Consider the following 19056-nt stretch of genomic DNA (forward strand, 5'->3'; position numbering starts at 1 on the left):
TCTTGCCCCTTCACCGCCGGCTTAAGAAAGCTCCCATAATGCTCCGCCTGCCGCCCAGCTTGCAGGTGAACAGCCGGAGCGACGCTGATGAATAGGGCGTCGGGCCAGTCGCCTCGCATCACCGCCGCCTGGGCGAGTAGATGCTCGCGGAATAGCTGCTGCAACGGGTTCATACGCAGGCTTTGATGACTGGACTCCTGAAACAAGCCCGATGCCTCGGCGAGGTCGTCATAGCGGCCCGGTGGACAGGGGGCGGAGTCGTGGAGGCTTTCGGTGTATTTGAACTCCAGCGCCAGGACGCAGCTGCGCGCCGGGCGTCCAGGCCTGCCTCCCAGCTTCACGAATGCACAAGCGTCGAATGCGGACCTGTCGGCGGTGAGTGTCGGGTCGAGCCTTCCCGGCGAGTGCTCGAATCGGATGCTATCGACACGGTCGATTCCAAGATCAGGAAGCAACCGTCGGAGCACCCGTGTGGCCAGGTTTAGGTCCAGAGCCAAAGGCCCCATGAAGTTGAGGCAGGTCGCTGTTGATCCCAGCGCGTTACCGAGCACGCGCTCTGCGTCAAGCAAGGCGCCATGCTCCCGATACGCCATAACTTGATGCGCGAGATTGGCGATCTCGGGTGATAGGAAATTGCGCCCTGCCACGGCGGCTGCAACGCTTAACCGCGACCCTAGGCGGCGACGGCCCCGCCGGCTTCGATGAAAGCCTATGGGAATGCAGCGGTCCGAAAGCCACAGAGCCTGCAACAGCCGGGCGCAAGCGCGCAGTCTGCTATCGTGGCGCTCGTGTACATGAAATCGCTTGAGTACCTCGGCCGGCACAATTGGAAGGGGCGCATCAGGCGCTCTAAGCTCGACTTTCACGGCATCTCCTCAAGGAAGCCTACGGCTTCGAAAGCCATGAAAGTTCATGTAGAGCGCAATAATATTGACGGAGAGATGATTATACCACCCCCAAAAAAGCAAATACTCTACTAACTCTACTAACTACTGATGATATAATAGATAATAGATAATAGATAATAGATAATAGATAATAGATAATAGATAATAGGTGATAGGTGATAGGTGATAGGTGATAGGTGATAGGTGATAGGTGATAAGGGGTAATTAGGCGCAGCGCGCATAAAATATTTACACCTGTTAAATATATTTGCCTAGTCAAATAGACAACAAATCACCTATCGTTAGCGTCAAATATTCGCCGAATAAAGTCGGGAAAAATCTACACCGATTGATATCTTATCAACCGCAGCCTTGAGATTTTCTACCGTCAAGCCTTTACTGTAACGAGCCGTCTCCCCTGCCGTCGCATGGCCAGTCAGTTCATCAATCGTCGCCGCGTCAACGCCTTGCTGCCGCAGAAATGTCGTTGCACTATGCCTGAACGAGTGGAAATCTCGTCCCGGCACGAAAAGTTTAACCTCCTGCCTGTAACGGCTGAACCATTTCGAATAGTTATGACCAAATCTATCGTCGGCTCCGCCGGGCTGTAAGTTAGAAAAGAGCATCCTAGCTTTTAAATTTCGCTGCCCTTCAGCATAGGAAAGCAGGCCCAGCCTTATCAATTCCTCATGAATTGGAACTAAACGAACAGACTTTGCATTCTTCAGCTGCTGCCCGTCTCGTGCGTTTAGGTCAAAGACCCAAACATCTTCCTCCTGCCGCACATCTGCAAGTCTGAGCTGACAGATCTCCTCCTGCCGCATCCCGGAAAAAAGTGCGATGAGAGGCAGCCAGAATTTCTCATCCCGAATGATAAATTCACCTGGCTTTGACCGCCGATGCGGTGATTGGCACCCCGTCCAAAGCGGCGTTTCGAACAACTGCGCCAATTCCTCGCGAGTCCAGTGAGCTCGTTGATCGCGCGCCCTCTTGGCGAGCGGGAATTTCCAGCCCTTGAAGATGTTGTCGGCCAACCTTCCCTGTTCGACGGCAGCGTCCCACAACGATGCCAGTGCCGCGAAATGACGCTGTACCGTGCGGGAAGACAGCCGTTCGATCTCGCTATCTTTGGTAGCAGCCACGATCGCGGAAGCTGTCATCCCCCGGAACTCGGCAGCCTTGCCATAATTAGCGGGCAGGTCCTCGAGCACGCTCTTGAACGCAGCCGCATCCCGCCGGGTGAAACTTGTAAGGGGCCTGTCGCCAAAATGCTCGAGGAACAGCGTGTAGGTCTTGCGCGCCTGCAATGCCGACTGATTTTCCCAAACCTTGCGCCGAACCTGCGTCTCGCGAAACTCGTCAGCTTCGACCGAAAAGAGCGCTCCTTGCGCCTCTTCCGCTTCCGGTCCAGGAGTTGGCTTAGGTGGGACTGCGGAAGCCGGGGCAGCCGAAGCCTCCTGCAATGCGGCTGCCAGAAGCTTATCTCGGGGCTCGTAGTTGAAGTCGCCCTCAGCCCGCGCGGCAAGCGTCTCTGCCACTTCAAGGCCCGCGCGGAGCATCGCTTGCTGGACCTTCCGTACACTTAGCGTATCGAACCTGGCATCCTGGCCAAATCGCCGCGCCAACATCACGGCACTGATCTGCCTGACCGAGCCGAACGCGTTACTGCCAAGATCTTCGCGCGCTCTGCTGGCCAGCTGCCGATAATGCTCCGCCCGCTCAGCGCGAAATGCATCCGGAACGTCGCTGATCAGGCGGCGATCTTGGTCGTGCGCTAGGATCGTACGGTAGAAATCCCTCACGAGTGCGGCGACATCGTCATCACTCAGCATCGGTGAGCTTTCGACAGCCACGAAAAGATCCTCCGACAGCAGATAAAGCCAGCGCGAAAGCGAACGCGCGACCCCTGCTTCCCGTGTCCGAAGGCTGCAAGTCAATTCGGCTCGACCGAACCGCGCTCGCAATGCCAGCGGCACTGCCCGCCGGAAATGATAAACACCCTCCCGCCGAACCGTGTTCGGAATGGCAGCCATGCTTCCAGAACCCCTGCTCTGTAGCAGGGCATTGTAGCAAAGCCCCACCTAGGTTCCGGCATCGACCGAAAAACCAGGACATGTCAGGCACTTGGGAAAAACCTGGCTGGGGCGGGAGGATTCGAACCTCCGAATGACGGTACCAAAAACCGTTGCCTTACCACTTGGCGACGCCCCAACGGGAAGCGGGCTTATAGAGCCTCAGAACAGACGTTCAAGCCATCCGTGCGGATCCGGCGTCACGCCCCGCTGAATTCCCACCAGCTGCTCGCGGAGCTTCTCCGTAAGCAGGCCCGGGCCGCCATTGCCGATCTGGAACTCGAAGCCGGATCCACGCACCGCGCCGATCGGCGTCACCACTGCGGCGGTGCCGCAGGCGAAGGCCTCGCGCAGGCGGCCGCTCTTGGCGTCCTCGCGCCACTGGTCGATCGAATAGCGCTCCTCGCGCACCTCGATGCCGGCGCCGCGCGCGAGCGTGATCAGCGATTCGCGGGTGATACCCGGCAGGATCGTGCCCGAGAGCGGCGGGGTCGCGATTGAGCCGTCGTCGAACACGAAGAACACGTTCATGCCGCCCAGTTCCTCGACATATCGGTTCTCGACCGCGTCGAGGAACACCACTTGGTCGCAGCCCTGGCGGATCGCCTCGGCCTGGGCGACCAGGCTCGCGGCATAGTTGCCGCCGCACTTGGCCGCACCGGTGCCGCCCGGCGCCGCACGGGTATAATGGTCGGACACCCACAGCGTGACCGACGGCGCGCCGCCCTTGAAATAGGCACCCGCCGGCGAGGCGATCACCAGATAGAGATATTCGCTCGCCGGCTTGACCCCCAGGAAGGTCTCGCTCGCGAACATGAAGGGGCGCAGATACAGCGAAGCGCCCTCGCCTTCCGGGATCCAGTCGCGATCGGCCTTCACCAGTTCACGGATCGAGGCAAGGAACAGCTCCTCGGGCAGCGGCGCCATCGCCATGCGCTCGGCCGATTCGCGGAAACGACGGGCATTTTCCTCCGGGCGGAACAGCCCCGCACCGCCATCGGGAAGGCGATAGGCCTTGAGGCCTTCGAAAATCTCCTGCGCATAATGGAGCACCGCGCAGGCCGGATCGATCTGGAGCGGCGCATAGGGCTGGATGCGGGCATCGTGCCAACCCTTGTCGGCCGAATAGCGGATCACCGCCATGTGATCGGTGAATACCTTGCCGAAGCCGGGGTTCGCGAGGATCGTCGCGCGGTCGTCGCCGGTCCGCGGGTTGGTGTGGGCTTCGAATTCGAAATCCAGGATCGTCGCGTCTTCCATCACTCGGTCTTTCTCGTCCCCAGAGGCTCGGGTTGCGCAGGACTAGGCGCGGTGGCAGAAACGGTCAACATGGCTGCCCCAATTCCTGCCTCTCCCCTCTTCCTGCGCGAACCCGAAATCCGGCGCGGCATCGAGCTGCTCTATTTCGGCTATTCGCACCTCACCCGCTCGATCGACGACGGGCTGGCACGCCAGGGGCTGGGCCGGGCGCACCACCGCGCGCTGTATTTCATCGCCCGCAAGCCGGACCTGACGGTGAGCGAGCTGCTCTCGCTGCTGGCGATCACCAAACAGTCGCTGGGCCGGGTGCTGGGCGAACTGGCCGAACGCGGGCTGGTGGAGACACGCGCGGGAACGCGCGACCGGCGGCAGCGGCTGCTGCGCCTCACCGAAGCAGGCGCGGCGCTGGAATCGGAGCTGTTCGAGGCGCTGCGCGAAAAAATGGCCGGCGCCTATTCGAGCGCCGGCCAGGGTGCCGTCGGAGGATTCTGGGCCGTGCTCGAAGGGCTGATGCCCGAGGACGAACGCGGCCGGGTGGCGACGCTGGGGCGCTAGGCTCTGGCACTCCGGAAAACCGGAGTGCCGGCGGAAGCCGGGATCCATTCGCCACGCGATCACAGCAGAAGCCGAAACGGAGGCCGCAATGGATTCCGGCTTCCGCCGGAAGGACGGAGAGGTCAGGCGACCTTGAAGCCTTCCTTGTTCATCGCAAGGGTCAGCGCCTTGTTCTTTTCCTCGCTCAGCTGGGCACGGAGTTCGGGGAACAGCGTGTCTTCTTCCTCGCGGATGTGCTTCTCCAGCGCGGCGCGGAATTCCTTCACCTTCTCCAGCCACTTGGGCGAGGTGCTCGGCATGTTCTCGAGCTCGTAGAGGAACTGCTTCACATAGCCATGCTCGGCATTGAGCTCGTCCGCCTGCTCGGTCTTGCCCGCTTCGCGCAGCGCCGGGTAGATGACATTCTCTTCCTCGATCGCATGCTTCATCAGCGCGTGCTTGATGTGCGCAAGCAGCATGTTGCGGCGGATCGTCGCCTTGTCGTCGGTCGCCTCGAGCGTGTCGAACACCTTGAGCACCGCCTTGTGCTCGGCCTTGAGCGCGTCGTCCCAATTGCCGGCAAGCGCGCTCGGCGCCTGCACCGCCGCCTTGCGGCCGAGCATTGCCAGCAGGCCCAGCGCCGCGCCACCCGCCGCCGCGCCGGCGATCACGCCCAGGCTGGCACCGGTGCTGCTCGTCTTGGCCGTGTCCTTGGCGTCGGTCTTGGTATTCCGCTTGGGTTCGGTCGTCGTAGCCATGATAGCCTCCGTCGATACGTGGGATCGGAGGCTTAACCGCTGGGAATACTACGCGTTCCGTAGAGGATCGCGCTATTTGCGCGCTTCGGCTGCCATTTCGGCATTGCGACGGGCGGAAGCGGCGAGCGTGTCGCGCAGCAAGGTCTTCAGCGCTGCGTCGCGATCGAGCACGTTCAGGCCTTCGCGGGTCGAGCCGCCAGGGCTGGCGACGCGGTCCGCCAATACGCCCGGGCTTTCGCTGGCCGCCGCTGCCATCAGGCCCGAGCCTTCCACCGTCGCGAGCGCCAGACGCTGCGCCTGGTCAGCGGGCAGGCCCAGTGCGGCACCGGCCTCGGCAAGCGCGTCGACGAAGCGGAAGACGAAGCCGGGGCCACAGCCGGCAAGCGCGGTCAGCGCGTCGAGCATGGTCTCGCTCGGCACCCATTCGACCAGCCCGAGCGGCGCCATCAGCGTCTCGGCGGCGGCGCGCGCCTCGGCATCGGCGCTCGGGGTGGTAAGCCCGACGACACCCTTGCCGATCGCCACCGGCAGGTTCGGCATCGCGCGAACCACCGTCCTTGCGCCGAGTGCGTCGGCCAGCGTTGCGACCTCGACCCCCGCCAGGATCGACACGAGCAGCGGCACGCCGGTAACGAACGGCGCGAGCACCGGCGCAACCTGGTGGAGTTGCTGCGGCTTCACCGCGAGCACCAGCGCGGTCGGCCGCTCGCCCTCCGGCGGCGCGGTCACATGCCGCACGCCCTCGGGAATGGAAGGGCTGCCCGGATCGATGACGGTGATCGCGGACGCGTCGATCCCCGCCCCGGCCCAGCGGCGCAGCATCGCCCCGCCCATATTGCCGGCACCGACCAGCCAGATCCGATCCAGCAGTGCCATCTCAGGCCTCGCCCTGGGTCTCGATCAGTGCTGCGGCGATCGCCTCGCTCGGCGTCTTGCCGCCCCACAGGACGAACTGGAAGACGGGATAGAAGCGCTCGCACTCGTCGATCGCGCTTTCCACCAGCAGTTCGGCCTGGGCGAGCGTCAGCGACGCGCCCTCGTCGCCGTCGATCAGCGCGGCGTGGCGGAACAAGAGGATGCCGGTCGACGACCAGAGCTCGAAATGGCCGATCCACAATTGCTCGTTGACCAGCCCGATCGTCTCATAGACCAGCCCGCGCCGCTCCTCGGGGACGCGGACGTCGGGAAAGCCCATGAACTGCAGCACGCCGTCGTCCTCGCGCCAGATCGCGCGAAGTTCATACTGGGTCCAGCTGCCCTTCACCTTGGCGACGATCTCGTCGTCCTCGCGCTCATGGGTCCAGCCATGCGCGGCGAAATAGGTCTCGAGCATGTCGATGGGCGCGGCCGCGTCGCGGTCGAATTCCGCTTCGTCTAGCATGCCCATGTCGCCCCCGGTCGTGTAGCCATGCCCGCTAGTGCCAAGCACGCGGACGGGGCACAAGCTTGTGCCTGCGCCCCGCCGCCAAAAGCTGTGGACAAGGAAAGCCTAGCTAGCGTCACGCATTTCCTTGCGGGTTGAGCTTCGCCTCGAGCGCATCGAGGCGCGCCTTCAGCGCATCGGCCTCGTCGCGCGCAGCGGCGGCCATTGCCTTCACCGCTTCGAACTCGTCGCGGCTGACGAAATCGAGCCCGCCGATCCATTCGCGGGCGCGCTCGCGGGCGCCGGCCTCGGCCTCGCGGGCCACGCCGGCAAAGGTGCCGGCGGCGCCGTTCACCATCTTCACCAGATCGTCGAACAGGCGGTTGTCGGTCTGCATGTCAAAAAACCCCACTCAAAGCGTTTCGGGGTGGATGTGGGCGTTCGACGCCGCCGACGCAATCTTTTCCGCATTCGGATTGAGATCGCGGACCTGCGAGAAGAGCACGCTCGCGAAGCACACCCAGGCGAGATAGGGCAGCAGCATCAGCCCGGCCAGCGTGCGGACGCGCCAGAAGGCGACCATCGTCACCGCGACGAGCACCGCCAGCGCCACGATCACGATCAGCGCGAGGTCGAGCATATGGAAGCAGAAGAAGATCGGCGACCAGGCGAGATTCACCGCGAGCTGGGTTACGAACAGCACCACCGCCGCCGCCCGCCCCCGCGCCCCGCGCGCGCTCAGCACCAGCGCGAGCGCCAGCCCCATCAGAATGTAGAGGATCGTCCAGACGACCGGAAAGGCGATGTTGGGCGGCTGGATCGCGGGCTTGGCGAGTGCGGTGAACCACGGGTTCTGGTCGCCGGCGGGCGCGACCATCGCCGATCCGAAGCCGAGCAGCACCACCAGCGGCACCGTCACCAGCGCGCGCAGCCAGAAGCTGCGCCGCAGTTGCGCCTTCGATGCCAGTGCGTTCACGTGCCGTTTCCCCGTTGCTGTTACCGCACGCCTAGGCGATCATGCGGCAGCTGCAAAGCCGTGCGCCTATCGCACCAGCGCGCGTGCGCGCTCCAGGGCTTTCAACCGCAGGGCTTCGGTCTTGGCATCATAGTGCACCGCTTCCAGCTCGCGGACGAGCCGTGCGGGGTCGGCGCGATAACCGCGGTCCAGCAGTTGCAACAGCTTGTCCACCGCGCCCAGGCTCACCGCGTCCTCGGCGATCGTTGCGCCGCCAGGGGGCCTGAAGTTGATGTCGGCATGGCTGGCCAGTAGCAGGTCCCAGGCACTCCAATCATCATGCTGGACACCCGCAGACAGCGCATAGTGCAGCGCGAGCGTCCGCGCGTCCTTTTCCCAGCTGTTCGGATCGCCACCCGCGGCGAGCAATCGCTTCAGCAGATCCGCGCGCGGAATGGCCGCGGCGATCAGCAGCGGCGTCTCCCCGCCCGGTTCTCGGGCATTGGGGCTTGCACCCGCCTTCAATGCCGTTTCCACGCCCGCCGCATCGTTGCACAGCACGGCAGCCCCCAGCGGCGACAGGCGATCGGGGAAATAACCGAGTGCATCGACGATCCGATCCCGATCCTGCACGTCCGCCACCCGACATTCCCCGTTCTTTGTCGTCGACCCGGCCGTACCGCCACCGCAGGCGGCGAGCGCCAGCGCCACCGCGGCAAAACCTATTCGCCCCAAAAGCCTCATCGCCTCGCCGACTTCGCCGCAACCATTCCGTCCAGCACTCCAGCGAGGACCGCGGTCATGCTGTGCGGATCCGACGATCCCGCATGCACCTTGAAACCGTCGTTAGCAGACCAGCTTAGGTCGCGCGAGTCGAGGCGGATCGTGTTGCTGCTGGTCCGCAGTCCGAGGAAGTGGTTGGCCTTGGCAACCGGCTCGCCTTCCACCTGGTAGGAACGTACCCGGCTGTTCAAGGCGCCCATGTCGAGATGGTAGCGCGCGGCCGTTTTCGGATTGATGCCCAGCGGATTGAACACGGTCGCCGGCTTGCCCGTGGACATCGCCTGCAGCGAGGCGAGCGCGCCACCCAGCGAGTGACCGGCGAACTGGACACGACCGCCGGTCGCCGCCGACACTTGCCGCGCATTGGCGAGCGCAAGATCGGCCTGCCGCGTCGTGAACCCGGTAATCAGCGCGCCGTTGGTCTGGCCATCGGGAGTCTGGCGGAGGATCCCGATCGGTGCCGAGGCATCATTGGTGCCACGATTGACGACGACATAGCTGTCGGTCGCCCGATCATGATAAATCCGCGAATAGAAGCCGGACTGATCGTCGCGCGGCGTAAATCCCGGGAATTGGCGTTGCGCCTGGGCATCGCTGAGCGCACTGAACCCGCGCGGCAGCAGCGCGGGATTGCTTCGGTCCTGATAGACGTCGCTGGCCAGCAGCGCAAAGGTGCCTGCCTGCTTGAGATCGGCATATCGTGCTTGATCGGCGGCCCCGGCAGCGGAGGATAGCGCCGGGCTGGCATTGTCGAGTTCGCGACGAAAGGCCTCGCCGATCTGGCGGGTTTCCTCCGGCGAGCGCCCCGCTCCGCCGGCACGGTAGGCCGCATCCTCCGCAGCCGCGCGCTCACCGCGCTCTACGGGAGTAAGATCGATCCGGACACCCACGCGCGCATGCGCTGAAGGAACAGCAAGGCCCGTCGCCTGCTGCCCGTCGACTCCCAGCCCTCCGGCGCCGGCGAACCGTGCAAAGGCGATGCTGGCGGAACCGGCCGCGGCACTGGAAAGCATCTGGTTGAGCATCACCCACTCCCTGATTACCGGGAGCGGTATGCGCAGCGCGGCCTGGCGCGACCATCAACGGATCGTTTAGATCGCGACGGCTCGACGCATCGGGCCGGGTACGCTGTTACGCCCGTACCGCGCCGATCAGGAACTCCACATTCCCCTCCGGCCCGGTGATCGGGCTACGCGTCACGCCCAGGACCTGCCAGCCCTTGCCGTCCAGCCAGGCCGCCACCTCGGCGCAGACCCGCGCGTGCACGGCCGGATCGCGCACCACCCCGCCCTTGCCGACTTCCTCGCGCCCCGCTTCGAACTGCGGCTTGATCAGCGCCGCCAGCCGCGCGCCCGGACGGGTGAAACCCAAGGGCACGTCGAGCACCTTGGCGAGACCGATGAAGCTCGCGTCGCATACGACCAGGTCGATCGGCTCGGGGATGTGTGTAGGCGTGAGAATGCGCGCGCTGGTCTGTTCGTGGACGATCACCCGCTCGTCCTGCCGCAGCTTCCAGGCGAGCTGGTTGGTGCCGCTGTCCACCGCATAGACGCGCGCCGCGCCGTTCGTCAGCAGCACATCGGTGAAGCCGCCGGTCGAGGAGCCGACGTCGATCCCCACAGCGCCGCCCACGTCCCAGCCGAAATGCTCGAGCGCATGGGCGAGCTTGATGCCACCGCGCGAGACCCAGGGATGGTCGCGCCCGCGCACCTCGATCGCTGCGTCTTCCGCGAGCATCTGGCCCGCCTTTTCGATCTTGCGCTCGCCGGTGAAGGCGAGGCCCGCCATGATGAGCGCCTGCGCCCGCGTACGGCTCTCGGCGAGCCCGCGGTCGACGAGCAGTTGATCGGCGCGAAGCTTTGCCATGCCGCCCTTTAGGCTCGGCCAACGCCTCGGCGCAACCGCTCCTCCATTCGGCGCAGGGCTTATTGCCCACTAATCCGGTAGGGATTATATCTTGAGTCCGGCCAATCCCTCCGAGGAGAGGATTTTATGACGATCTTTTCGCCGATCGATGATCGCTCGCCGATCATCCTTACCGTTCCCGGTCTCGGCGGCTCCGGGCCGTCGCACTGGCAGACCTTGTGGGAGCAATCCCGCCCGGACACGCACCGAGTCGAACTCGGCATGTGGGAAACGCCGCATCGCAACGCCTGGGTGACCAAGCTCGACCAGGCGATCCGCACCGCGCAGGCGCCGGTGGTGCTCGCCGCGCACAGCCTGGGCTGTCTCGCGGTCGCCTGGTGGGCGACACTGGCCGGGCAGACCTTCGGCACGCCGGTCGCCGGTGCGCTGCTGGTGGCCCCCGCCGATGTCGACCGCGACTCGGCGCCTGCCGAACTCCACGCCTTCCGCCCGACACCGGCGACACTCCTGCCCTTCCCCAGCGTGGTGGTGGCGAGCAGCGACGATCCCTGGATGTCGATCGAGCGCTCCGAGGATCTCGCCCGCAGCTGGGGCAGTCTGTTCGTCGATGCGGGGCCGCAGGGCCACCTCAACGCCGCCAGCGGTATCGGCTGGTGGGAAGAAGGCCAGGCGCTGCTCGACCGGCTGCTCGACACTGCCGCGGAGCGCAGCGGATCGGTGCGCACCACTGCCGATGCGCGCTCGCTGCTTGCCGTGCATGCCACCGACGCGGCGCAGGCCCATTATCTCGGCCAGCCGCGGGTACGCGCCGCACAAAACGCTTCCAAATTGGCCGATGCACGCTGGTAAAATGAGGGAGAAACGACTATAGTAATGGGCATGGGAATGGTCGGGTGACGTAACCCTAGAGCGTCACCCGGCCTACCCTTTGCCGTTGATCGTATCAGGGTCGGCTTGCCCCGCAGATCGGGCATATGGCGTTGCCTGATTCTCGGTATTGCCGATTGTATTCGAGCCGCTCTTTATTGGCGGCTTCCCGGTGCACTGCATCGGCGAACGGCAACGTGATATTACGGTCCTGCGGCAAAATCTCGAGCCCCTGCTCGACGACGCTCTTACGACGAAGCATAATATAACGAAAATCTCCTTTGAAGTCGTACCATCGATATTCCCATTGATTGCGCAACACGATCCGGTAGCGCTTGTGCATATAGTATTTTGGGTGAATACAGAGGGCGCGATTAGTCGCATGCGGCCCAAAACTGCGCCCCAACTTGGCCCAACCACCCTTGTCGGGAAAGTTGAATTCCAGCGCCCAGTCGATAGACGTCCTACCGTGCCAATAAGGCGTGTGGTCGGTAAGGCCAAGGACAACACCTCCCACTACCGAACCCGTCAACTTGCCCGCTTCGACGTGTTGTCCAACAAGAATCTCGATCTTCGCGCAGTCTTTTATAAGGTCATACCCAAATGCCGGCGCATTTTTTGGCACACCACTAGACCTACTATTTTTTACACACTTCAGTTCGAGCGCATGTATGCAACCGGCGTATCGGATAAGATGGTCCGGCCTGATTACCCTTTTATTGAGAGTCCGAGCCGTTAGCACAGCATGTTCGCGTACAGCGGCATCCCGCCCGTAGCGCGCGGCAAGTTGGGCATCAAGCAGCTTCTGAAACCTTACCTCAAGCCCTCCGAGATCGCCCCTTGCATTAGCAAGAGGGCGAAGCGACTCCATAGTTTCATTTACAAATTCATCAAAATCAGGCGGCATGTTTCACCTCCACCGGCACCATCGGCGGGGGCGGTAAACATTCACTGAACGGAAGATATTGCGCCGACAGCCATACCAGCGCGTAAATTTTGCACGATGATATGTTGTACCGCCACCGGCATGGGTCTATATGCCGCCCATGTCGCTGAGTACCCCCATAGCCCGCTGGTGGGCGGGCCTGGATGGCGCCTTTGATCGGATCGCGATCGGGATCAGCGGACTGTGCCTGATCCACTGCATCGCGACGACCGTGCTGCTGACGCTGGCCTCCACGGCCGGCGGGCTGCTCAATCCGCACATCCACGAGGTCGGACTGATGCTCGCGATCGGCTTCGGCGTCTTCGCGCTCGGCCGCGGCATTCTGCATCACGGCTATATGGCGCCGGCGGTGGTCGGTGCGTTCGGGCTCGGGATCATGAGCGGCGCGCTCACCCTGCCGCATGGCGGGTTCGAGACGCTCTGGACCCTGATCGGCGTGTCGCTCGTCGCGCTCGGCCACGACCTCAACCACCGCGCCAGCCATTGAGCGTAGGGCGGCCGATGCTTGCCGGAACCCGCAGCAACGCCTAAATCGCCATCATGTCCGCGCATCATCATCACGAGCACCACGGGGCCGATCTCACCAAGGCGGCCCGCACCCGGCTGGAAGAGGCCGGCGAGCAGTGGACGGCGATGCGCGAGCGCGTGTTCGAGGCGCTGGCCGGGTTCGACAAGCCCGCGTCCGCCTATGACATCGCCGAGGCGGTATCGAAGGCCGAAGGCCGCCGCGTCGCGGCCAACAGCGTCTACCGGATCCTCGATCTGTTCGTCGGTTCGAACCTCGCCCGGCGGGTGGAAAGCGCGAATGCCTATGTCGCCAATGCGCATCCGGAATGCCTGCACGACTGCATCTTCCTGGTGTGCGACAGCTGCGGCCAGACCACCCATATCGATGATGATACGATCACCCGGAACGTCCGTTCCGCAGCGCAACATGCTGGTTTCTCACCGGTTCGCCCGGTGATCGAAGTGCGCGGCAAGTGCGGCAAGTGCGACTGACCTGCCCATTTGACCGTTCGACTTGGGCCTAACACTGCGCTAACAAACCCCATGGCTGACCTACCCAAGACGCCGCTGCTCGACACGGTCGACACGCCGCAGGACCTCCGGAAGCTCGCCCCCGCCCAGCTGCGCCAGCTGGCCGACGAGCTCCGCGCCGAAACCATCAGTGCGGTGGGTTCCACCGGCGGGCACCTCGGCTCCGGCCTCGGCGTCGTCGAGCTGACGGTGGCGATCCACTATGTGTTCAACACCCCCGACGATCGGCTGATCTGGGACGTCGGGCACCAATGCTATCCGCACAAGATCCTCACCGGCCGCCGCGACCGGATCCGCACGATCCGCCAGGGCGGCGGCCTGTCCGGCTTCACCAAGCGCAGCGAGAGCGAGTACGACCCGTTCGGCGCCGCGCACTCCTCGACCTCGATCTCGGCGGCGCTCGGCTTCGCCACGGCGAACAAGCTGAAGGGCGCGCCCGGCAAGGCGATCGCGGTGATCGGCGACGGCGCGATGAGCGCCGGCATGGCCTATGAGGCGATGAACAACGCCGAGGCCGCCGGCAACCGGCTGGTGGTAATCCTCAACGACAACGACATGTCGATCGCGCCGCCGGTGGGCGGGCTTTCGGCCTATCTGGCGCGGCTGATCTCGTCGTCCGAATATCTCGGCCTGCGCGAGCTGGCCAAGCGCTTCACCCGCAAGCTGTCGCGCCGCCTCACCGCGGCGGCCGGCAAGGCGGAGGAGTTTGCCCGCGGCATGGCGACCGGCGGCACGCTGTTCGAGGAGCTGGGCTTCTATTATGTCGGCCCGATCGACGGTCACAATCTCGAGCATCTGATCCCAGTGCTGGAGAATGTCCGCGACAGCGAGCAGGGCCCGATCCTGATCCATGTCGTGACCAAGAAGGGCAAGGGCTATGCCCCGGCCGAAGCGGCAGCCGACAAATATCACGGCGTCCAGAAGTTCGACGTGATCACCGGCGCCCAGGCCAAGGCGCCCCCAGGCCCGCCGGCCTACACCAAGGTCTTTGCCGACGCGCTGCTCGCCGAAGCGGAACGCGATGCGTCCATCTGCGCGATTACCGCGGCAATGCCCTCTGGCACCGGGCTCGACAAGTTCCAGGCGATGTTCCCGGATCGCACCTTCGACGTGGGCATTGCCGAGCAGCATGCCGTCACCTTCGCCGCGGGCCTTGCTGCGCAGGGGATGCGGCCGTTCTGCGCGATCTACTCGACCTTCCTGCAGCGCGCCTATGACCAGGTGGTCCACGACGTCGCGATCCAGAACCTGCCGGTCCGCTTCGCGATCGATCGCGCGGGCCTGGTCGGTGCCGACGGCGCGACACATGCCGGCAGCTTCGACGTGACCTATCTCGCCAGCCTGCCCAATTTCGTGGTGATGGCAGCGGCGGACGAAGTCGAGCTCGTCCACATGACCCACACCGCCGCCATGCACGACAGCGGCCCGATCGCGCTCCGCTATCCGCGCGGCAACGGCGTCGGGCTGGAGCTTCCCAAGGTTCCGCAGCGGCTGGAAATCGGCAAGGGCCGCGTCGTGCGCGAGGGCAAGAAGGTCGCGATCCTGTCGCTCGGCACGCGTCTCGCCGAGGCGCTCAAGGCCGCCGACACGCTCGAGGCCAAGGGGCTTTCGACGACGGTCGCAGACCTGCGCTTCGCCAAGCCGCTCGACGAGGATCTGATCCGCCGCCTGCTCACCACCCATGAAGTGGCGGTGACGATCGAGGAAGGCGCGATCGGCGGCCTCGGCGCGCATGTGCTGACGCTGGCCAGCGACACCGGGCTGATCGACGCCGGTCTCAAGCTGCGCACGATGCGCCTGCCGGACCTGTTCCAGGATCAGGACAAGCCCGAGAAGCAGTATGACGAAGCCGGGCTGAACGCCGCGCACATCGTCGATACGGTGCTGAAGGCACTGCGCTACAACGAGGCGGAACTCCCCGGCGGCGTGCGGGCGTAAGCCACTTCCAAGCTCCTCCCCGGAACGGGGAGGGGGACCATGTGCGCCAGCACATGGTGGAGGGGCCGCGCCGCAAGGCGCGGAAAGCGGTCAGCGTGGGTACACCGCCGCGTGCCGCGGCGGCCCCTCCACCACCGCCTTCGGCGGGGGTCCCCCTCCCCGTTCCGGGGGATCTAAATCTCCTCCACCTTGAATCCCGAACATGCACATGCCATGTACATGCACATGGCCACACAGCTTTCCCAGACTCGCTCCAGCCGTGTCGTCGTGCTGGTTTCGCCCGAGGAAAAGCGTCGCATTTCCGCCAATGCGGAAGCGGCGGACATGACGGTGAGCGACTTCATGCGCACCGCTGCCGAACGCTATACCGAACCCACCGATGCCGAGATGACGCTGATGCGCGACCTGCTCGCCCAGCTCGAAGCGGCCAATGCCCGTACGGACGCGGCCTTTGCCCAACTCGAAGCCGCGCGCACCGCGGCCGCCGCGTTCGACGAGGAAGCGTATCGGGCCGAGGTCCGCGAACAGCTGCTGGCCGATTCCTCGATCGACTGGGATGCACTGTCCACCGCCCTGTCGGGCTGGGCGCGCCAGTGAGCTTCTGGACCGATGCGTTGCGCGCCCTTCAGCAGGTCGCGCTGCTCCAGCACAAGGTCGAGCAGGCGCTGACTACCGCCGAGGAAGCACGCCGCCACTCGATCGAAACGCGCGAACGGGTGATCCGGCTGGAGACGCTGATCGACATCGCGATGAAGCGTCAACCGGCAGCTCCGCCGGCGCCCCCTGCGCTTCCCGAAAGTCCACAAGCCGGAAGCTAGCGCACCCTTCCCCGAGCGCGTACATCGCAGTACGTGCTGAAAATGACCATCCTCCCCCTCACCGCCCGCCCCCGCGCGCTCGCGCACTGGCTGTTTGTCGTCGCCGCGATGATCGTCGCGATGGTCGTGGTCGGGGGCATTACCCGGCTCACCGAATCGGGCCTGTCGATCACCGAGTGGAAGCCGATCTCGGGGATCATCCCCCCGCTCAACGACGCGCAGTGGCAGGCCGAGTTCGATCACTACAAGCAGATCGGCCAGTATGAGCAGCTCAACCAGGGCATGACGCTCGCCGGGTTCAAGAGCATCTTCTTCTGGGAATATATCCACCGCCTGCTCGGCCGACTGATCGGCATGGTGTTCGCGCTGCCGCTGCTGTGGTTCTGGATCCGCAAGCAGATCCCGCAGGGCTATGGCTGGCGGCTGGTGGCGCTGCTGGCGCTCGGCGTGCTGCAGGGCGCGTTCGGCTGGTGGATGGTGAAGTCCGGCCTCAACCACACCCGCACCTCGGTCAGCCATTTCTGGCTGGCGACCCACCTGATGACCGCGCTGTTCACGCTGGGCGGGATCGTCTGGACGATGCTGGACCTGCGCACGCTCGCCGCCAACCACGCCGAACGCCCTGCCCGGCTGACCGGGCTCGGCGCGGGCGTGCTGGTGCTGCTGGCGATCCAGCTCTTCTATGGCGCGCTGGTCGCGGGCCTCGATGCGGGGTTGGTCACCGATCAGTGGCCGCTGATGAACGACCGCTTCTTCCCCGGTGTCAGCCAGATCGGCGAGAGCCCGCTCCATGCGGCGCTCTACGATCCGGCGATCGTCCACTTCATCCATCGCTGGTGGGCCTGGGTCGTCGTTGCTAGTCTGATCGTGCTCGCGCGCAAGGCCAAGGCGGCCGGCGACCGCCGCGCCTCGATCGCGATCCACTCGGCATTCGGCATCCAGATCCTGCTCGGCATCGCGACGGTGATGACCGGCGTGAACCTCCACCTCGCGGCTACCCACCAGTTGGTCGGCGCGCTGCTGGTCTGCGCGACCGTTTGGGGCGTCCACGCCGTCGGCCGCCCCCGGTGAGCGACACCGCGCTGCTCACCGTCACCTTCGCCAGCCGCGCCGATGCCGAGCGGGTGGCGGAGACGGTGCTGGCGGAGCGGCTGGCGGCCTGCGTCAACATTCTCGCCCCCTGCACCTCGATCTACCGCTGGCAGGGCGGCATCGAGCGCGGCGAGGAAGTCCCCGCCCTGTTCAAGACCCGCCCCGCCCTGGCGCTCCGCCTCCGCGACCGGATCGCCGCGATCCATGGCTATGACCTCCCGGTGATCGAGCAATGGCCGGTCGAGGCAGGCACCGCCGTCGCCCGCTGGATCGCCGACGAGACAAGCTGAACCGACAGGTATCATTTTACCCGTCAGCAAACCCACGCATTTCTTGACTTTCAGCCCCTCTATCGGCATTGGGGCGTCGATCGCGCTGCCGGCAACGGTGGCGCGTATGCATTTCCAACGCGAAAGGTCACAGGCCATGAAGGCTCTGATGAAGACCACCAAGTCGGCCAAGCCGGCCGAGGTGGAGAAGAAGTGGCACATCGTCGACGCCGAAGGGCTCGTCGTCGGTCGTGCAGCGGTGGTGATCGCGAACGTCCTGCGCGGCAAGCACAAGACCAGCTTCACCCCGCACGTCGACTGCGGTGACAATGTCATCGTGATCAACGCGGACAAGATCCGGTTCACCGGCAAGAAGCTCGGCCAGAAGGTGTACTACAAGCACACCGGCTATGCGGGCGGCATCAAGGGCGTCACCGCCGCCAAGGTTCTCGAAGGCCGCTTCCCGGAGCGCGTTCTGGAGAAGGCCGTGGAGCGCATGATCCCGCGCGGCCCGCTCGGCCGCCAGCAGATGCGCAACCTGCGCATCTTCGCCGGTTCGGAGCATCCGCATGAAGCTCAGAACCCCGAGGTTCTCGACATCGCCGGCATGAGCCGCAAGAACAAGGTGGGTGCATAATGTCTGACAACCGCCAGTCGCTTTCCGACCTGGGTGCAGCGCTGGGCCAGCAGCCCGCCGCGCCGACCGAAGGCCAGGCCGCCGCTCCGGCTGCTGCTTCGGCTGCCGACGCCTATCTCGCCGGCCAGATCGACGAGCCGGCCGCTCCCACCACGCCGCTGCGTGCGCAGGAGCTGGACCAGTATGGCCGCGCCTATGCCACCGGCCGTCGTAAGGACGCCGTGGCCCGCGTGTGGCTGAAGCCGGGCACCGGCAAGATCACGATCAACGGTCGTGACCAGGAAATCTATTTCGCGCGTCCGACGCTGCGTCTCGTCATCAACCAGCCGTTCGGTGTCGCCGAGCGTGAGGGCCAGTATGACGTGATCTGCACCGTCAAGGGCGGCGGTCTCTCGGGCCAGGCCGGTGCCGTGAAGCACGGCATCTCGCAGGCGCTGACCAAGTATGAGCCGGTGCTGCGCGCCCCGGTTAAGAAGGCCGGCTTCCTGACCCGCGACAGCCGCGCCGTCGAGCGTAAGAAGTACGGCAAGGCGAAGGCCCGCCGCAGCTTCCAGTTCTCGAAGCGCTAAGCGTCTCGGCTTCGGCCAAGGAAAAGGGGGCGGTCCGGCAACGGGCCGCCCTTTTTCGTGGCGCTCCGGCGACCTGCACCTCAGGCCGTCGCCAACGTGACCGCGTGCACGGCGGCGATGCCAAGGTTGCTGAGTACCACCGGGTTCCGCAGCGTACCCACCGTGAACGGCGTCATGAGCTTGTACCCGCACTGCAACGCCAGCAGGCAAAGGATTGCGCCGCGCGACGGCATCGCAAGCAGCGCGATCGAGGCGGTAAGGATCGCCAAATAGATGGAGAGGAGGATGCCCCGCGCAGCGCTTGGCGGGCCATAGGCGGCCTCTACCCAGGCCGAGTTCCGCAGCATCGACAGGCAGACCGGTACCAGCACAACGATGTTGAGCAGCAACGAGACGGGAATCAT

The 19056-nt window shown here is 64.7% G+C and carries 24 protein-coding genes and 1 tRNA gene; 11 read left to right on the plus strand and 14 right to left on the minus strand.

Going from position 1 to position 19056, the window contains the following annotated elements; translation table 11 throughout:
- From SAZ01S_RS09755 to SAZ01S_RS09770, 4 genes are all read right to left on the minus strand, one after another.
- The coding region (locus tag SAZ01S_RS09755) for a PGN_0703 family putative restriction endonuclease (RefSeq protein WP_369688874.1) at positions 1-866 on the minus strand (866 nt) is incomplete at its 3' end.
- 329 nt (positions 867-1195) lie between these two features.
- Positions 1196-2920: a site-specific integrase gene (locus SAZ01S_RS09760; RefSeq protein WP_084582091.1), complete on the minus strand. Its 1725-nt coding sequence runs from the start codon at positions 2918-2920 to the stop codon at positions 1196-1198.
- A 103-nt stretch (positions 2921-3023) separates the two neighbouring features.
- Positions 3024-3098 (minus strand) — tRNA-Gln (locus tag SAZ01S_RS09765).
- Between the two features lie 23 nt (positions 3099-3121).
- Positions 3122-4219 carry a branched-chain amino acid aminotransferase gene (locus SAZ01S_RS09770; protein WP_084582092.1) on the minus strand — a complete coding sequence of 366 codons (1098 nt, stop codon included), beginning with the start codon at positions 4217-4219 and terminating at the stop codon, positions 3122-3124.
- A 69-nt stretch (positions 4220-4288) separates the two neighbouring features.
- On the opposite strand from SAZ01S_RS09770, the gene SAZ01S_RS09775 reads away from it, so the two are divergent.
- Positions 4289-4774, plus strand: coding sequence for a MarR family transcriptional regulator (locus SAZ01S_RS09775; protein ID WP_010544225.1), 486 nt, complete (start codon positions 4289-4291; stop codon positions 4772-4774).
- 122 nt (positions 4775-4896) lie between these two features.
- Here the strand turns inward: SAZ01S_RS09775 and SAZ01S_RS09780 are convergent, their stop codons facing one another.
- From SAZ01S_RS09780 to SAZ01S_RS09815, 8 genes are all read right to left on the minus strand, one after another.
- Positions 4897-5511 carry a hemerythrin domain-containing protein gene (locus SAZ01S_RS09780; protein ID WP_084582093.1) on the minus strand — a complete coding sequence of 205 codons (615 nt, stop codon included), beginning with the start codon at positions 5509-5511 and terminating at the stop codon, positions 4897-4899.
- Between the two features lie 72 nt (positions 5512-5583).
- The gene (gene proC, locus SAZ01S_RS09785) at positions 5584-6387 is read right to left on the minus strand and encodes a pyrroline-5-carboxylate reductase (RefSeq protein ID WP_084582094.1); all 804 of its coding nucleotides are present in this window, start codon (positions 6385-6387) and stop codon (positions 5584-5586) included.
- 1 nt (position 6388) lies between these two features.
- Complete coding sequence (locus tag SAZ01S_RS09790) at positions 6389-6898, minus strand: type III secretion system chaperone family protein (protein WP_010544228.1); 510 nt, start codon at positions 6896-6898, stop codon at positions 6389-6391.
- A 112-nt stretch (positions 6899-7010) separates the two neighbouring features.
- Positions 7011-7271, minus strand: a complete 261-nt coding sequence (locus SAZ01S_RS09795) for an accessory factor UbiK family protein (RefSeq protein ID WP_064310044.1) — start codon at positions 7269-7271, stop codon at positions 7011-7013.
- A gap of 15 nt (positions 7272-7286) precedes the next feature.
- A complete protein-coding gene (locus SAZ01S_RS09800) occupies positions 7287-7850 on the minus strand; it encodes a TspO/MBR family protein (RefSeq protein ID WP_084582095.1) in 564 nt (187 codons plus the stop codon).
- Positions 7851-7916: 66 nt separating this feature from the next.
- The gene (locus SAZ01S_RS09805) at positions 7917-8540 is read right to left on the minus strand and encodes an ankyrin repeat domain-containing protein (RefSeq protein ID WP_139810015.1); all 624 of its coding nucleotides are present in this window, start codon (positions 8538-8540) and stop codon (positions 7917-7919) included.
- A gap of 29 nt (positions 8541-8569) precedes the next feature.
- Entirely contained in the window at positions 8570-9637 is a 1068-nt protein-coding gene (locus SAZ01S_RS09810) for a Tle-like phospholipase domain-containing protein (protein WP_084582097.1), read from the minus strand.
- Between the two features lie 106 nt (positions 9638-9743).
- On the minus strand, positions 9744-10478 hold the full coding sequence (locus tag SAZ01S_RS09815; protein ID WP_084582098.1) for a TlyA family RNA methyltransferase: 735 nt from the start codon (positions 10476-10478) through the stop codon (positions 9744-9746).
- 126 nt (positions 10479-10604) lie between these two features.
- Between SAZ01S_RS09815 and SAZ01S_RS09820 the strand changes: the two genes are divergently transcribed.
- Positions 10605-11327: an RBBP9/YdeN family alpha/beta hydrolase gene (locus SAZ01S_RS09820; protein ID WP_084582099.1), complete on the plus strand. Its 723-nt coding sequence runs from the start codon at positions 10605-10607 to the stop codon at positions 11325-11327.
- A gap of 94 nt (positions 11328-11421) precedes the next feature.
- On the opposite strand, the gene SAZ01S_RS23630 is transcribed toward SAZ01S_RS09820, so the two are convergent.
- On the minus strand, positions 11422-12252 hold the full coding sequence (locus SAZ01S_RS23630) for a hypothetical protein (RefSeq protein WP_139810016.1): 831 nt from the start codon (positions 12250-12252) through the stop codon (positions 11422-11424).
- A gap of 130 nt (positions 12253-12382) precedes the next feature.
- Here SAZ01S_RS23630 and SAZ01S_RS09825 point away from each other — a divergent pair, with 130 nt between their 5' ends.
- From SAZ01S_RS09825 to rpsI, 9 genes are all read left to right on the plus strand, one after another.
- Positions 12383-12778 carry a MerC domain-containing protein gene (locus tag SAZ01S_RS09825; protein ID WP_139810017.1) on the plus strand — a complete coding sequence of 132 codons (396 nt, stop codon included), beginning with the start codon at positions 12383-12385 and terminating at the stop codon, positions 12776-12778.
- Between the two features lie 53 nt (positions 12779-12831).
- On the plus strand, positions 12832-13290 hold the full coding sequence (locus SAZ01S_RS09830; RefSeq protein ID WP_084582101.1) for a Fur family transcriptional regulator: 459 nt from the start codon (positions 12832-12834) through the stop codon (positions 13288-13290).
- A 51-nt stretch (positions 13291-13341) separates the two neighbouring features.
- Positions 13342-15267 carry a 1-deoxy-D-xylulose-5-phosphate synthase gene (gene dxs, locus SAZ01S_RS09835; RefSeq protein WP_084582102.1) on the plus strand — a complete coding sequence of 642 codons (1926 nt, stop codon included), beginning with the start codon at positions 13342-13344 and terminating at the stop codon, positions 15265-15267.
- A 225-nt stretch (positions 15268-15492) separates the two neighbouring features.
- Positions 15493-15864 (plus strand): plasmid mobilization protein, encoded by a 372-nt coding sequence (locus tag SAZ01S_RS09840; RefSeq protein ID WP_084582149.1) that lies wholly within the window; start codon positions 15493-15495, stop codon positions 15862-15864.
- The gene (locus SAZ01S_RS09845; protein ID WP_084582103.1) at positions 15861-16085 is read left to right on the plus strand and encodes a hypothetical protein; all 225 of its coding nucleotides are present in this window, start codon (positions 15861-15863) and stop codon (positions 16083-16085) included. The genes SAZ01S_RS09840 and SAZ01S_RS09845 overlap by 4 nt, the downstream gene beginning before the upstream one ends.
- A gap of 42 nt (positions 16086-16127) precedes the next feature.
- Complete coding sequence (locus SAZ01S_RS09850; protein ID WP_084582104.1) at positions 16128-17156, plus strand: COX15/CtaA family protein; 1029 nt, start codon at positions 16128-16130, stop codon at positions 17154-17156.
- The gene (cutA, locus tag SAZ01S_RS09855; RefSeq protein ID WP_084582105.1) at positions 17153-17467 is read left to right on the plus strand and encodes a divalent-cation tolerance protein CutA; all 315 of its coding nucleotides are present in this window, start codon (positions 17153-17155) and stop codon (positions 17465-17467) included. The genes SAZ01S_RS09850 and cutA overlap by 4 nt, the downstream gene beginning before the upstream one ends.
- Before the next feature lie 136 nt (positions 17468-17603).
- Positions 17604-18083 carry a 50S ribosomal protein L13 gene (gene rplM, locus SAZ01S_RS09860; RefSeq protein ID WP_084253420.1) on the plus strand — a complete coding sequence of 160 codons (480 nt, stop codon included), beginning with the start codon at positions 17604-17606 and terminating at the stop codon, positions 18081-18083.
- Entirely contained in the window at positions 18083-18652 is a 570-nt protein-coding gene (gene rpsI, locus SAZ01S_RS09865; RefSeq protein WP_084582106.1) for a 30S ribosomal protein S9, read from the plus strand. The genes rplM and rpsI overlap by 1 nt, the downstream gene beginning before the upstream one ends.
- Before the next feature lie 80 nt (positions 18653-18732).
- Here rpsI and SAZ01S_RS09870 read toward each other — a convergent pair whose 3' ends face one another.
- Positions 18733-19056 (minus strand): hypothetical protein, encoded by a 324-nt coding sequence (locus tag SAZ01S_RS09870; RefSeq protein ID WP_084582107.1) that lies wholly within the window; start codon positions 19054-19056, stop codon positions 18733-18735.

The sequence above is a fragment of the Sphingomonas azotifigens NBRC 15497 genome, assembly GCF_002091475.1.
Lineage (GTDB): Bacteria > Pseudomonadota > Alphaproteobacteria > Sphingomonadales > Sphingomonadaceae > Sphingomonas > Sphingomonas azotifigens.

Excerpts from the sequence above, each read along its gene's own strand:
- SAZ01S_RS09760 (WP_084582091.1), bottom strand. The coding sequence starts at position 2,920 with ATGGCTGCCATTCCGAACACGGTTCGGCGGGAGGGTGTTTATCATTTC.
- SAZ01S_RS09770 (WP_084582092.1), bottom strand. The coding sequence starts at position 4,219 with ATGGAAGACGCGACGATCCTGGATTTCGAATTCGAAGCCCACACCAAC.
- SAZ01S_RS09775 (WP_010544225.1), top strand. The coding sequence starts at position 4,289 with ATGGCTGCCCCAATTCCTGCCTCTCCCCTCTTCCTGCGCGAACCCGAA.
- SAZ01S_RS09780 (WP_084582093.1), bottom strand. The coding sequence starts at position 5,511 with ATGGCTACGACGACCGAACCCAAGCGGAATACCAAGACCGACGCCAAG.
- proC (WP_084582094.1), bottom strand. The coding sequence starts at position 6,387 with ATGGCACTGCTGGATCGGATCTGGCTGGTCGGTGCCGGCAATATGGGC.
- SAZ01S_RS09790 (WP_010544228.1), bottom strand. The coding sequence starts at position 6,898 with ATGGGCATGCTAGACGAAGCGGAATTCGACCGCGACGCGGCCGCGCCC.
- SAZ01S_RS09795 (WP_064310044.1), bottom strand. The coding sequence starts at position 7,271 with ATGCAGACCGACAACCGCCTGTTCGACGATCTGGTGAAGATGGTGAAC.
- SAZ01S_RS09810 (WP_084582097.1), bottom strand. The coding sequence starts at position 9,637 with ATGCTCAACCAGATGCTTTCCAGTGCCGCGGCCGGTTCCGCCAGCATC.
- SAZ01S_RS09815 (WP_084582098.1), bottom strand. The coding sequence starts at position 10,478 with ATGGCAAAGCTTCGCGCCGATCAACTGCTCGTCGACCGCGGGCTCGCC.
- SAZ01S_RS09820 (WP_084582099.1), top strand. The coding sequence starts at position 10,605 with ATGACGATCTTTTCGCCGATCGATGATCGCTCGCCGATCATCCTTACC.
- SAZ01S_RS23630 (WP_139810016.1), bottom strand. The coding sequence starts at position 12,252 with ATGCCGCCTGATTTTGATGAATTTGTAAATGAAACTATGGAGTCGCTT.
- SAZ01S_RS09825 (WP_139810017.1), top strand. The coding sequence starts at position 12,383 with ATGCCGCCCATGTCGCTGAGTACCCCCATAGCCCGCTGGTGGGCGGGC.
- SAZ01S_RS09830 (WP_084582101.1), top strand. The coding sequence starts at position 12,832 with ATGTCCGCGCATCATCATCACGAGCACCACGGGGCCGATCTCACCAAG.
- dxs (WP_084582102.1), top strand. The coding sequence starts at position 13,342 with ATGGCTGACCTACCCAAGACGCCGCTGCTCGACACGGTCGACACGCCG.
- SAZ01S_RS09840 (WP_084582149.1), top strand. The coding sequence starts at position 15,493 with ATGGCCACACAGCTTTCCCAGACTCGCTCCAGCCGTGTCGTCGTGCTG.
- SAZ01S_RS09850 (WP_084582104.1), top strand. The coding sequence starts at position 16,128 with ATGACCATCCTCCCCCTCACCGCCCGCCCCCGCGCGCTCGCGCACTGG.
- rplM (WP_084253420.1), top strand. The coding sequence starts at position 17,604 with ATGAAGGCTCTGATGAAGACCACCAAGTCGGCCAAGCCGGCCGAGGTG.
- rpsI (WP_084582106.1), top strand. The coding sequence starts at position 18,083 with ATGTCTGACAACCGCCAGTCGCTTTCCGACCTGGGTGCAGCGCTGGGC.
- SAZ01S_RS09870 (WP_084582107.1), bottom strand. The coding sequence starts at position 19,056 with ATGATTCCCGTCTCGTTGCTGCTCAACATCGTTGTGCTGGTACCGGTC.